The following is a 12,800-nucleotide window of genomic DNA, read 5'->3' on the forward strand; positions in this document are numbered from 1 at the left end:
GGTTGAAAATGCCGACAGGGTGCGTCGAACGGCTTGCCCGATGCAAAGGCATCGCGCTGCGCCGCTCTCCTGCCCTGTCGGCATTTTCAACCGGCGCAGGGCATAGGGAGTGTGAGAAATGCGGGCTAACGCAGCCCGCGCAACAAAAGAAAAGCCCCGCGATGCCGAGGCATCGCGGGGCTTGTGCGGAAGGAGGGAACGGGGACCCGGACGCCCGTGGGCCAGGCGTCCGGGCCGATCCCCCCGACCGGCCTCAGCCGGTCAGAGCACGAAGTCGCCGATCACCAGGGTGGCCGCACCCTTGACCTGGATCTCGAAGTCGGCATGGCCGTCGCCATTGATGTCGCCGCTGAGGATCCCGCCCTGGAAGTGCAGCTGACCAGCGACGCCGGTGAAGTTGGCCGACCCGATGAAGGAGAAGGCCTGGTCGCCGGCGACCTTGGTGTTGGCGTCGATGTAGTGCAGGTCGATCTTGTCGCCCTGGCTGTGGCTGAAGTCGGTGATCACGTCCCGGCCCGCGCCGACCACCGAATGGGCGATCGACTGGAACCGGAAGCTGTCGGCGCCCGCGCCGCCGGTCAGGGTGTCAGTCCCTGCGCCGCCGTCGAGGACGTCGTTGCCCGCCTTACCATCGAGGATGTCGTTACCGGCCAGGCCGGCGAGGCCGTTGGCGGTCTCGTTGCCCCAGATGGTGTTGGCGGCGGCATTGCCGACGCCCTGCGAGCCCGAGCCGGCCGCCAGCATCAGGTTCTCGACGTTGTCGGCCAGGGTCCAGCTCTTGGTCGAAACGACCCAGTCGATCCCGCCGTCGGCCTGCTCCTGGGTCCGGTCGCCGAAGTTGTCGACGTAGTAGGTGTCGTTGCCCGCGCCGCCGATCATGATATCGGCACCCGCGCCACCGACGATCACGTCGTTGCCGAGGCCACCCGTGATGGTGTCGTTGCCGGCATCGCCGTACAGGGTGTCGGCGCCCGTGCCGCCGTCGATCCGATCGTCGCCATTGGCACCATGGATCACGTCGTTGCCGAGATAGCCGTTCAGGTGATCGGCATTGGCGGTGCCGTTCAGACGATCGGCCGAGCCGACGGTGTCGCCGACGATGTTGGCCAGCGAGTTGGCGCCGAGGCCGACGACGTTCAGCACCGAGCCCAGCAGGCCGGTCACGACGCTGAGCGGGCCGACATGCGACAGGCCGCTGACGTCGATGCTGGTGACCGCGTCACCCAGCGAGGACAGGATGGTGTCCAGCGCCGCCTCGAGGGTGTTGCCGCCGCCGAGCAGGCTGCCCAGCACGCCATGCAGGTCCAGGATGCCGCCGAGGCCGTCGCCGCCCAGCAGGCCGCCGAGCACACCCTCGACCGTCGACAGGACGCCGCCGAGGATGCCCTCGACCAGGCCGCCGACATTGCCGAGATCGACGCCGCCCAGACCGCCGCCGAGGACGTCGCCGCCCAGGAGGCCGTCGAGCAGGCCGGTGACGGTGCCGAGCAGGCCGCCCAGCAGATCGCCGCCCAGCAGGTCGCCGCCGGTCAGGCCGCTCAGCAGGCCCTCGACCGTGCTGAGCACGCCGCCCAGCAGATCGCCGCCGCCGGTGATGCCGCCAGCAGATCGCCCAGCACGCCGGTGAGGCTGCCCAGCAGGTCGCCACCCAGCAGGTCGCCGCCGAGGACGCCGTTCAGCAGGTCGGTGACGGTGCCGAGCAGGCCGCCCAGCAGGTCGCCGCCGCCGGTGCCGCCCAGCAGGCCGCCCAGCAGATCACCGCCCAGCAGGCCGTTCAGCAGATCGCCGACCGAACCGAGCAGGCCGCCCAGCAGGTCGCCGCCCAGCAGGTCGCCACCCAGCAGGCCGCCGACGATGCCCTCGACCGCGCCAAGCAGGCCGCCCAGCAGGTCGCCGACCACCGGAGAGTCCCGCCCAGCGCGGCGCCCAGCACATCGCCGCCGCCCAGGACGCCGCCCAGCAGGCCCTGGACCAGGTCGAGCACGCCACCGAGCAGGTCGCCGCCCAGCAGGTCGCCGTCGAGGATGCCGCCCAGCAGGCTGCTGACCGTGTCGAGCACGCCGCCGAGGACGCCGCCCAGCAGGTCGCCATGCAGGATGTTGCCGAGCAGATCCTCGACCCCGCCGAGCAGGCCGCCGGTCAGGTCGCTGCCGAGCGCGCCGCCGAGCAGGCCGTTGAGCAGCCCGTCGACCAGACCGAAGACGCCGCCGAGGAGCCCTTCGCCCTCGGAGGTGCCCAGGATCAGGCCGTCCAGGGAGCCCAGGACGCTCTTCACCGTGCCGATCACGCCGCTGAGGAGATCCTCGCTGAGAAGATTCCCGAGCAGACCATCGCTTCCGAGCAGACCGCCGAGAAGGCCGTCATCGCCCAGCAGGCCGCCAAGGAGACCGTCGTTGCCCAGCAGGCCGCCGAGCAGTCCGTCATCTCCGAGCAGGCCGTCAAGAAGACCCATTGTTTTCCTCCTCCAAAAACTCTTGCCAAGCCGACAGCCCGGCCGCCGCCCACAGGGCTAGCCAGCCGGCATTCAGGCAAAAAACGATAGGGCTGTCCATGGAAATTCCCGTTTTTTACTTTTCAAAGACGAAATAGACGGATGAAATTGATTCCGGATAAATTCCACCAGCGAGACCAGTTCTTTCATTTCTCGATCAAAGTCATATTATTACTTATATAAAACAATTTTATTTCCATTCGACCTTCGCGTGCGCCCGTTTGCTGCGCGAAATATGTCGTTGATCCGACAGAGTTCCGGGCATGTCGGGAACGCGTCCGCGACTCGTTCGGCAGCGAGCTTGCGGCGCAGCCCCGGCCCGGAGACCCGATGGCGAAATGCCGAACCCGGAGGCGCCACCGACCGCCACGGTGGACGGCTTTGCTCGCGCTATTCTTGTGGCATGTCGAAAAATGTGACACCGACCCCTCAGGATCTTTGAGCGAATCAGCAATGGGCGAATGGAACCCCAGCCGGGCGGAGGTGGCGACTCCCGCTGATCTTGCCGGACCGCCGCGGCGCTTCGGCCCGTCTGTCATGGGCGGTCGCATTGCCGGCCCCGGCGGGGTAGACTCCTCAACCAGGGTCGACTCAAGGCTCGGCGAGAACGGCTGGACACCGGGCGCGATCGCCTCGTACAACCCTGGGTATTCATGACGGGATATGCACTGCAATTGAGCAGTAGCCCCGGATCCGGTGAGGGAGGGCATTTTGAACGTGGAATCCACTGGCATTAGCGAAGCCGATCTGCGCGACGCATTGAAGAAGCTGGCGGTGGCGAGCGACCTGCGCTTCGGCCAGGTGGTCGGCCTGGCCGCACTGATCGCGCTGCTGCCGGGCGTCGAGACGATCAATGAGGAGAAGGTCAAGGAGCTCGTCGAGCACCTGACCCGGGGCGTGCCGGGCGGCCAGAATCTCACCATCCCGGCGGTCAACATCGCCAACAACGTGATCAAGGCCGCGCGCGAGGCCAAGGGCGCCAGCAGCACCGGCACCGTCGGCACCGCCTGAGGCGGATGCGGATCGACCCCCATCCCGCGGTCCGGCGGGATGGGGCGACGGTTCAGAGCAGGATCAGGGCGGCCAGGCCGAGAAAGGCGAAGAAGCCGACCACGTCGGTGACGGTGGTCAGGAACACGCCGCTGGAGACCGCCGGATCCACCCCGAAGCGCTGCAGCGCCAGTGGGATCACGGTTCCTGAGAAGGCGGCGGCCAGCAGGTTGATGATCATGGCCGCGCCGATCACCACCGCCAGGCGCGGATCCGAGAACCACAGCCACACCACCCCACCGGCGATCGCCGCGAACAGCAGGCCGTTGATCACGCCGACCAGCACCTCCTTCCACAGGATGCGGACGGCGTTGCTGTCGGTCAGCTCGCGCATCGCCAGCGCCCGCACCGCGACGGTCAGGGTCTGGGTGCCGGCATTGCCGCCCATCGAGGCGACGATCGGCATCAGCACCGCCAGCGCCACCACCTTGCTGATCGTGTCCTCGAACAGGCCGATCACCGACGAGGCCAGGACGGCGGTCAGCAGGTTGACGAACAGCCAGGAGAAGCGCGACCGGGTGGTGGCCGCGACGTCGCGGTACAGGTCGCTCTGCTCGCCGATGCCGCCGAGGCGGAAGATGTCCTCCTCCGCCTCCTCGTCGATGACGTCGACCACGTCGTCGAGGGTGATGACGCCGAGCAGCTTGCCGTCGCGGTCGACCACCGGCGCCGAGACCATGCCATAGCGCCGGAACAGCAGCGCCACCTCCTCCTGGTCCATCTCCGCCGGGATCGGGTGGATGTCCTCCAGCCCGAGCTCCGCCAGCTTCGCCGGCCGCCGGCCGCGCAGGAAGCGGGATAGCGGCAGCTGGCCGCTGGGCTTGCCGTGCACATCGACCAGGAACAGGCTGTAGAACTCGTCCGGCAGCTCCTCGGCGGCGCGCAGCCAGTCGATGGTCTTGCCGACGGTCCAGTAGTCCGGCACCGACACCAGCTCGCGCTGCATCAGGCGGCCGGCGGAGTATTCCGGGAAGTCGAGGCCCTCGAGCAGGAGCCGCCGCTCCTCGGCCGGGATGTTGGCCAGGACCGCATCGCGCTCGCCCTCGTCGAGGGTCTCGATCAGCGCCAGCGCGTCGTCGGAATCGAGCTCCTGCAGCGCCGCCGCGACATCCTGCGGCCCGAGCAGGTCGAGCACCTCCTGCCGGACGTCCTCGTTCAGCCAGGCCAGCGCCTCGGCGTCGGTGGTCAGCTGCACCCGGATCAGCCCGACGACGACGCGCCGGTCGTCCGGATGCAGTGCCTCGATCAGCGCCGCCAGGTCGGCGGAATGGAGCGGCGCCAGCCGCTCCTCCACCTCGGCGAGGCGGTGGTCGTCCAGCGCCTCCTCGATCTCCTGCACGAAGCCGGGCGGCAGGCCGTATTCCTGGGCGTCCGCCGTCTGGGGGTCGGGCGCCGCGCTCACCTCAGACCGACAGGGCTTCGAGCGCCACGTGCGACGCCTGCCGCGCATGGGCGTCGATCGGGCAGACCGCCCCCGCCAGCTGCGCGTCGACCGTGGCGATCGCCGTGACGTTGACCAGGCCGCGCACCGTCACCGATGGGGTGACGATATGGGCCGGCCTGGCGACGCCCAGCAGCATCGGGCCGATCGAGATCGCCTCGCCCAGCACCTTCAGCATGTTGAAGGCGATGTTGGCGGCGTCGAGCGAGGGCAGCACCAGCAGGTTGGCGCTGCCGGTCAGCTTGCTGTCCGGGAAGATGCGCTGGCGCACCTCCTCCGACAGCGCGGCGTCGGCATGCATCTCGCCCTCGGCCTCGAGGTCGGGCGCCTGCTCGCGGATCAGCGACAGGGCGTGGCGCATCTTCACCGGCGACGGGCCGTCCATGGTGCCGAAGTTGGAATGCGACAGCAGCGCCACCTTCGGCACGATGCCGAGGCGCCGCACCTCCTCCGCCGCCAGCAGCGTCGTCTCGGCGATCTGCTCCGGCGTCGGGTCCGGGGTGATGTAGGTGTCGGCCAGGAAGAAGGTGCCGCGCGGCAGCACGAGAGCGCTGAGCGCGGCCGGGGTGGTCACCCCCGGCGCCAGGCCGATGACGCTGAGCACGTCGCGCAGATGCGGCCGGTACGGGCCGTAGCTGCCGCAGACCATGGCGTCGGCTTCCTGCTTCTGCACCATCAGCGCCGCGATCACGGTCGAGTTGGTGCGCACCACGGTGCGGGCGACATCGGGCGACACGCCGCGCCGGGCCAGCAGCTGGTGGTACAGGCGCCAGTACTCGGTGTAGCGGGGATCGTCCTCGGGATCGACCAGCTCGACGTCGCGGTCGAGCTTCACCCGCAGACCCAGCTTCTCGATCCGGCGCTCGACCACGCCGCGGCGGCCGATCAGGATCGGCTTGGCCAGTTGGTCGTCCAGCACGATCTGGACCGCGCGCAGCACCCGCTCGTCCTCGCCCTCGGCGTAGACAACGCGCTTGGGCTCCGCCCGCGCCAGGTTGAATACCGGCCGCATGACGAGACCGGAGCGGAAGACGAACTCCTCCAGCTTGCCGACATAGGCGTCGAAATCCTCGATCGGCCGGGTGGCGACGCCGGACTCCATCGCCGCCTTCGCCACCGCCGGCGCGATCTTGATGATCAGCCGCGGATCGAAGGGCTTCGGGATCAGATAGTCGGGGCCGAAGCTGAGCTGCTGGTCGCCATAGGCGGTGGCGACGATGTCCGACCCCTCCTGCATCGCCAGGTCGGCGATGGCCTGCACCGCGGCGATCTTCATCGCCTCGTTGATCGCGGTGGCGCCGACATCGAGCGCGCCACGGAAGATGAAGGGGAAGCACAGGACGTTGTTGACCTGGTTCGGATAGTCCGACCGGCCGGTGGCCATCACCGCGTCGGGGCGGATGGCCTTGACCTCCTCCGGCATGATCTCCGGCGTCGGGTTGGCCAGCGCCATGATGATCGGCCGGTCGGCCATGCTCTTGACCATCTCGCCGGTCAGCACCCGCGGCGCCGAGAGGCCGAGGAAGATGTCGGCGCCGCCGATCACCTCGGCCAGGGTCCGCGCCTCGGTCTTGCGGGCATAGCGCTGCTTGCGCGGGTCCATCAGCTCGTTGCGGCCGTCCCAGACCACGCCGGCGATGTCGGTGACCCAGATGTTCTCGATCGGCAGACCCATGTCGACCAGGAGGTCGAGGCAGGCCAGCGCCGCGGCGCCGGCGCCGGAGGTGACCAGCTTGACCGATGCCAGGTCCTTGCCGACGACCCGCAGCCCGTTGGTGATGGCGGCGGCGACGATGATGGCGGTGCCGTGCTGGTCGTCGTGGAAGACCGGGATCTTCATCCGCGACCGGGCCTTCGATTCGACCTCGAAGCACTCCGGCGCCTTGATGTCCTCGAGGTTGATGCCGCCGAAGGTCGGCTCCAGCGCCACGATGATGTCGACCAGCTTGTCCGGGTCGGTCTCGTTGACCTCGATGTCGAAGACGTCGATGCCGGCGAACTTCTTGAACAGGACGCCCTTGCCCTCCATCACCGGCTTGGACGCCAGCGGGCCGATGTTGCCGAGGCCGAGCACGGCGGTGCCGTTCGAGATCACGGCGACGAGGTTGGCCCGGCTGGTGACGCGCGAGGCCTCCTGCGGGTCGGCGACGATCGCCTCGCAGGCCGCGGCCACGCCGGGGGAATAGGCCAGCGCCAGGTCGCGCTGCGTCGCCAGCGGCTTGGTCGGGGCCACCGCGATCTTTCCGGGCGTCGGGAGACGGTGGTAGTCGAGAGCGGCTTCGCGCAGGTCGCTGGACATCAGGGGATCCGGACAGCGTTACGGGTCGAGCCGTTATAGGCAGCGTTCCGCCCGGGCGGAAGGGCCGGCGCGGGATGCTGCTGCGCCCGAAACGCGAAAGGCCCGCCGGAGGGGCGGGCCTTGCGAAGAATGGTGCGGTCGAGAAGACTCGAACTTCCACGGGGGTTAGCCCACAGCGACCTCAACGCTGCGCGTCTACCAATTCCGCCACGACCGCACGGCAGGCACACCCACGAGGGGCCTTGCCTTCCGAGGTGCGGGGGGATTAGCAGATCGGATGCGCCCGATCAAGCAGCCCGATGAGATGATCGCGATTCCGTCTGCCGCTCCCCTCGAAACCGCCGTTTCGCACGGCCCTGACTGGCGCATCGACGACGGCGCCGTGCCCTATCCCGAGGCGCTGGCGGCGATGGAGGCCCGCGCCGAGGCGATTCGCGCCGGCACCGCGCCGGAGCTGGTGTGGCTCTTGGAGCACCCGCCGCTCTACACCGCCGGCACCAGCGCCCAGGCCGGCGACCTGCTGGCGCCCGACCGCTTCCCTGTCTATCGCGCCGGCCGCGGCGGCCAGTACACCTATCACGGGCCGGGGCAGCGCGTCGGCTATGTCATGATCGACCTGAAGCGGCGCAACCCGGATGTGCGCGCCTATGTCCATTCGCTCGAGGAGTGGCTGATCCGCACCCTGGCGCGGTTCCAGGTGAAGGGCGAGCGGCGCGAGGGCCGCGTCGGCATCTGGGTCGAGCGTGACGGGGCCGAGAAGAAGATCGCCGCGATCGGCGTGCGGATCCGGCACTGGGTGACCTTCCACGGCGTGGCGCTGAACGTCGACCCCGACCTGTCGCACTTCGCCGGCATCGTGCCCTGCGGCCTGGCCCAGTACGGCGTCACCTCGCTGGTCGATCTCGGCCTGCCGGTGACCATGGCGGATGTCGACCTGGCCCTGCGCGAGGCCTGGGACGAGGTGTTCGAGGGGTAGTCAGAATCCCTGGAACAGGAAGTCCAGGGCGTCGACGATGACCGAGTGCTGATCGGCGAGCGAGGCGATGCGGTCACCAAGGCTGCCGACAGGAATCGATGCCATCGCAGGCGTGGCAAGCATGTAGGGCTGACCGGCAACGTCGAACACCGGCTGCAGCCGTCGTGCCGGCTTCATCTTTGTCCGTGCGAGAGGAATGAGCGGCACGACGACGCAAGTGTCCAGATGGTCGTGGAATTCCGATTGAACCTTCAGCGCGAGGGCCACATCAGACCCCGTGACTCGATGGACGTCGAAGCGCATCAGAATTGCCGGAATTTCGCGAAGGGCAGGCCCTCTTCCGCCACCCATTCATTGTAGCTTCGGATCGCCTCGGCATTTTCCTGTTTCCAGAGCTCGCCTTCATGCCGGCGCACCGCCTCGACGATCGCATCCTCGGCGATTCTGGAAATGTTCAGCCCATATTCCCTGGCACGACGAGTCGCTTCTGCCGAAAGGCTGAGATTGGTCGCGCGGCGCGGGGTGCGCTTTTCCTCGGTCAAAATCATGGATGCAATATGCGCATTTTTAGTGCGCATAACAAGATCATCCGGCTCCCCTGCGGGTGCTCCTCCATGCCGATCACGCCACAGTCGCCAATATTTCTCCAGAAACAACCCTTCCCGCTCGACCCGCTCATTGTGGCTCCGGATCGCCTCGGCGTTCTCCTCCTTCCAGCGCTCTGCTTCTTCCCGGCGCCTGGCCTCGTCGGCCGCGCCCTTCTGGTCACGATCTTTCGTCTTGTTCCGCTCGGGCATCTGATACCCTCCCCGGTCCGTTCGCCGCAGTCCCGGGTCCCATCATGCTCCTCCAGGCCGAAGCCATCACCCTGAAGATCGGCGGCCGGGCCCTGTTCCAGGACGCCAGCTTCGCCGTCCATCCCGACGACCGGATCGGCCTGGTCGGCGACAATGGCAGCGGCAAGTCGACGCTGATCAACGCGCTGCTCGGCGAGATCGAGCTGGACCGCGGCCGCATCGCGCGCCGGCGCGGCCTGCTGATCGGCCATGTGCCGCAGGCGGTGCCGGCCGCGATCCTGCCGCTGACGCTGCACGAGGCGATGGTCCAGGCCCTGCCCGAGGCGGCGCGCGACGACCAGGCCTGGCGCGCCGATGTGGTGCTGGACGAGCTGGGCCTGGCCCCGGAGCTGTGGCACGTCCAGACCGTCGCCGAGCTGTCCGGCGGCTGGCAGCGCCTCCTGCTGGTGGCGCGGGCGACGCTGGCCGACCCGGACCTGCTGATCCTGGACGAGCCGACCAACCATCTCGATGTCGGCAAGGTGATGCGGCTGGAGCGCTGGTTGACCGAGCATCTGCGCCTGCCCTTCATCCTGGTGTCGCATGACCGCGAGTTCCTCGACCGCGTCACCAACCGGACGATCATCCTGCGCGGCGACCGGGTGCGCAGCTACGGCACCTCCTTCTCCCAGGCGCGGCAGGAGTTGATCCGCGAGGATCTGGCGGCGCTGCAGCAGGCCGAGCGCGACGAGAAGGAGGTCGAGCGGCTGGAGCGCGCCGCCAAGCGGCTGGCGATCTGGTCCAACCTGAAAGGCCACAACCCGGACATGGCCCGGCGCGCCAAGGCGGTGGCGTCCCGCGCCGAGCAGCGCCGGGCCGAGGCCACGGTGGCGCATCGCGAGGCGCGGCGGGACATCAACCTCGACAGCGGCGAGGTGCAGCGCGCCACGCTGGTGCGGCTGAAGGACCATGTCGTGCGCACCGAGACCGGGCGCGAGCTGCTGCGCATCGAGCAGGAATTCGTGCGCCGCGGCGACCGCATCGCGCTGCTGGGCCTGAACGGCACCGGCAAGTCGCACCTGATCCGCGACCTGATGGCGGCGATCACCCGGGCGGCGGCGGGCGACGCGCCGCTGGGCCAGTCGATCACCGCCAACCCGCAGCTGCGGCCCGGCTATCTCGACCAGCACCTGTCCGACCTGCCGCGGCAGGTGCCGGTGAACCGGGCGCTGCAGGCGGCGTCGACCCTGCGCGACGCCGAGCTGGTGCGCGAGCTGCACAATATCGGCATCCCGATCGAGAAGCAGGCGACGCCGATCGGCAACCTCAGCTATGGCGAGCAGCTGCGCGTCACCTTCCTGCTGCTGCGGCTGCGCCAGCCCAACATCTACCTGCTGGACGAGCCGACCAACCACCTGGACATCGCCGGGCGGGAGCGGCTGGAGGACCTGCTGTCGCGCGACGACACGACCTGCGTCTTCGTCACCCATGACCGGCGCATGCTGCGCGGCATCGGCACTCGCTACCTGGAGATCCGCAACCGTCGGCTGGTCGAGGTCGACGGACCGGACGAGTTCCTGGAGCGCGCGGCCGCGGCAGCCTGAAGCGGCCGGGGAAACATTCCGACGTCCCCGTCGTCCACAGACACATTGCCGACTAGGAAAGATCTCCGCCCCGCTGCTAGGATGGAGTCATTTGAGGGCGACCATCCTTTCGGACGGCCACCGAAACGGCTGCCAGCCTGAGTCTGCCCGGCGAGAGCGGGCTATTTCGAGCCGACGGAGCGCGCATGTCCGACATCATCGATATCAATCAGATCCGGGACGCCTACGATACGGTCCCCTACGACTCCCATTCCTTTCCGGCCACATCCCCGGACCATCTCGAGGCGGTCGCGCATCTCTTCGGCCTTCCGGCCCCGAGGGTCGCGACCAGCCGGGTGCTGGAGCTGGGCTGCGCGTCCGGCGGCAACATCCTGCCGCTGGCGCTCCGCTACCCGGAGAGCCATGTGGTCGGCATCGACCTGTCGCCGGTCCAGATCGCCGCAGGGCGGAGGGCCGCCGCGGAGCTCGGGCTGAAGAACATCGAGCTGCACCAGGGCGACCTCGGCGAGATCGCCCCGACGCTCGGGGTCTTCGACTACATCATCTGCCACGGCGTCTACAGCTGGGTGCCGCCGGACGTGCAGGAGGCGATCCTCCGCGTCTGTCGCGAGAACCTTGCCCCCGACGGCATCGCGCATGTCAGCTACAACTGCTATCCGGGCTGGAAGGCCAAGGAGGTGATCCGCGACGCCATGATCCTGCGCGGACGCCATGCCGGATCGAAGGACCGGCCGCTGGCCTATGCCCGGGGCATGATCGATTTCCTCGCCGGCGTCACCGACCCCAACAGCCTGATGGGCCGGATCGTGGCGGAGCAGAGCGGTACCCTGAACTCCTTCCACGAGTCCTATCTCCAGCACGAGTTCCTCGAGCTCTACAACTCGCCCTGTTATTTCGGGGACTTCGTCGCGGCCGCGGAGAAGGCCGGGCTGGCCTATCTCGGCGATGCGGAGCCTTCGACGATGTTCGTCGCCAATTTCGGCGCTTCCGTCGCCGCTCCGTTGCTGAAGGAATGCGGCGACAGCCAGGTCCGGCTCGAGCAGTATCTCGACTTCGTCAGCAACCGGACCTTCCGCCAGACCCTTCTGGTCCATGCCGATCGGGCCGGGGACATCTCCTACCGCCTCGACGGCGAGCGGCTGCGGGCGCTCCATGTCGCCGCCTTCCTGCCGCCTCGGGGAGACGCGGTGCTGGACGACGCGCCGCGGCCCTACGGCCCGCCGGGCAGCCGCCCCCTGATCCTGCCCCAGCGATCGCTCAAGGCAGCGGCCGCGGCGCTGACGGCGGCCTGGCCGGGGACGCTGGATTTCCGGTCGCTGATGGCGGCGGTCGAGGCCGCCTTGCCCGAGGGGATGCCGGCCGAGGCGGAAGCGGAGGTGACCGACCTCATCGAATTGCTGGTGATGCAGGATCGCGGGAAGGTCCGGCTGAGCCCGGTGGCCAAGCCGGGGCCGACGCTGGCGGTGCCGGAGATGTGGCGGCGCTATGCGGCATGCATGGCGGAGGCGGGGATCGCCCGGGTCACCAACGCCTGGCACGAGTCGATCGTCCTCGACGTGGTGGAACGCTGCCTGATGCCGCATCTCGACGGAACGCAGGAAGACGGCGAACTGATCGATCGGCTCGTCGAATGCGTCGCGACGGGCGACCTGTCCTTCAGGCTTGCCGACCGGATGGCGAGTGATCCCGGAGACATCCGGCGCTGCGCCAAGGAGCACCTCGACCGGGTCAAGGCCCAGTTCTCCCGGCGTTTCGTGTTCTGAGCCGGCCTAGGCCGACCTCGCCGCCTCGAGCGCCACCCGGGTCGCCAGGGTCAAGGGCTGCGGCAGCGCGTCGGGGGTGAACCAGCCGATCGCGGCCAGGGCCGCCGGCTCACGGTTGACCGGCTCGCCCGCCGCGACGGCGGCGCGGTAGACAGGTGCAACCCAATGGGTGCCGGCGGCGCAGTCGATCTGGTCGACCAGGCAGAGCAGACCGTCGAGCCGCAGCGCGACGCCGAGCTCCTCCTCGATCTCGCGCCGCACCGCGGCCTCGACCGTCTCGCCGAAATCGACCTTGCCGCCGGGCAGGCCCCAATGCCCGGCCTCGGGCTCGCGCCGCCGCTGCACCAGCAGCAGCCGGCCCGCCGCGTCGCGGATGAAGGCGCCGACACCCAGCCGTGGA

The 12,800-nt window shown here is 68.8% G+C and carries 11 protein-coding genes and 1 tRNA gene; 4 read left to right on the forward strand and 8 right to left on the reverse strand.

Annotation, left to right across the window (positions count from 1 at the left end):
• Positions 1–261: 261 nt before the first annotated feature.
• On the reverse strand, positions 262–1,566 hold the full coding sequence (locus P409_RS12735; RefSeq protein WP_052120505.1) for a calcium-binding protein: 1,305 nt from the start codon (positions 1,564–1,566) through the stop codon (positions 262–264).
• Between the two features lie 208 nt (positions 1,567–1,774).
• Positions 1,775–2,452 carry a hypothetical protein gene (locus tag P409_RS36215; RefSeq protein ID WP_052120508.1) on the reverse strand — a complete coding sequence of 226 codons (678 nt, stop codon included), beginning with the start codon at positions 2,450–2,452 and terminating at the stop codon, positions 1,775–1,777.
• A 756-nt stretch (positions 2,453–3,208) separates the two neighbouring features.
• Here P409_RS36215 and P409_RS12745 point away from each other — a divergent pair.
• Positions 3,209–3,502 carry a hypothetical protein gene (locus P409_RS12745; protein WP_152613363.1) on the forward strand — a complete coding sequence of 98 codons (294 nt, stop codon included), beginning with the start codon at positions 3,209–3,211 and terminating at the stop codon, positions 3,500–3,502.
• 52 nt (positions 3,503–3,554) lie between these two features.
• Here P409_RS12745 and mgtE read toward each other — a convergent pair whose 3' ends face one another.
• The 3 genes from mgtE to P409_RS12760 all read right to left on the reverse strand — a co-directional run bounded on the left by mgtE (position 3,555) and on the right by P409_RS12760 (position 7,498).
• Positions 3,555–4,943, reverse strand: coding sequence for a magnesium transporter (gene mgtE, locus P409_RS12750; protein ID WP_034836641.1), 1,389 nt, complete (start codon positions 4,941–4,943; stop codon positions 3,555–3,557).
• 1 nt (position 4,944) lies between these two features.
• Positions 4,945–7,281 (reverse strand): NADP-dependent malic enzyme, encoded by a 2,337-nt coding sequence (locus P409_RS12755; protein ID WP_052120511.1) that lies wholly within the window; start codon positions 7,279–7,281, stop codon positions 4,945–4,947.
• Positions 7,282–7,411: 130 nt separating this feature from the next.
• Positions 7,412–7,498: transfer RNA gene (locus P409_RS12760), tRNA-Leu, on the reverse strand.
• An 87-nt stretch (positions 7,499–7,585) separates the two neighbouring features.
• On the opposite strand from P409_RS12760, the gene lipB reads away from it, so the two are divergent.
• Positions 7,586–8,257: a lipoyl(octanoyl) transferase LipB gene (gene lipB / locus P409_RS12765; RefSeq protein WP_052120517.1), complete on the forward strand. Its 672-nt coding sequence runs from the start codon at positions 7,586–7,588 to the stop codon at positions 8,255–8,257.
• Here lipB and P409_RS12770 read toward each other — a convergent pair whose 3' ends face one another.
• Both P409_RS12770 and P409_RS37070 read right to left on the reverse strand, forming a co-directional pair.
• Entirely contained in the window at positions 8,258–8,560 is a 303-nt protein-coding gene (locus tag P409_RS12770) for a CcdB family protein (RefSeq protein ID WP_052120513.1), read from the reverse strand.
• The gene (locus tag P409_RS37070) at positions 8,560–9,054 is read right to left on the reverse strand and encodes a type II toxin-antitoxin system CcdA family antitoxin (RefSeq protein WP_081991470.1); all 495 of its coding nucleotides are present in this window, start codon (positions 9,052–9,054) and stop codon (positions 8,560–8,562) included. Before P409_RS37070 ends, P409_RS12770 begins: the two co-directional genes overlap by 1 nt.
• Before the next feature lie 44 nt (positions 9,055–9,098).
• Here P409_RS37070 and P409_RS12780 point away from each other — a divergent pair, with 44 nt between their 5' ends.
• Complete coding sequence (locus P409_RS12780; RefSeq protein ID WP_034836647.1) at positions 9,099–10,637, forward strand: ABC-F family ATP-binding cassette domain-containing protein; 1,539 nt, start codon at positions 9,099–9,101, stop codon at positions 10,635–10,637.
• Between the two features lie 185 nt (positions 10,638–10,822).
• On the forward strand, positions 10,823–12,400 hold the full coding sequence (locus tag P409_RS12785; RefSeq protein ID WP_052120515.1) for a methyltransferase regulatory domain-containing protein: 1,578 nt from the start codon (positions 10,823–10,825) through the stop codon (positions 12,398–12,400).
• Positions 12,401–12,406: 6 nt separating this feature from the next.
• Here the strand turns inward: P409_RS12785 and P409_RS12790 are convergent.
• On the reverse strand, positions 12,407–12,800 hold a 394-nt coding region (locus tag P409_RS12790), incomplete at its 5' end, for an NUDIX domain-containing protein (protein WP_034836650.1).

The organism is Inquilinus limosus MP06 (genome assembly GCF_000767795.1).
GTDB lineage: Bacteria > Pseudomonadota > Alphaproteobacteria > DSM-16000 > Inquilinaceae > Inquilinus > Inquilinus limosus_E.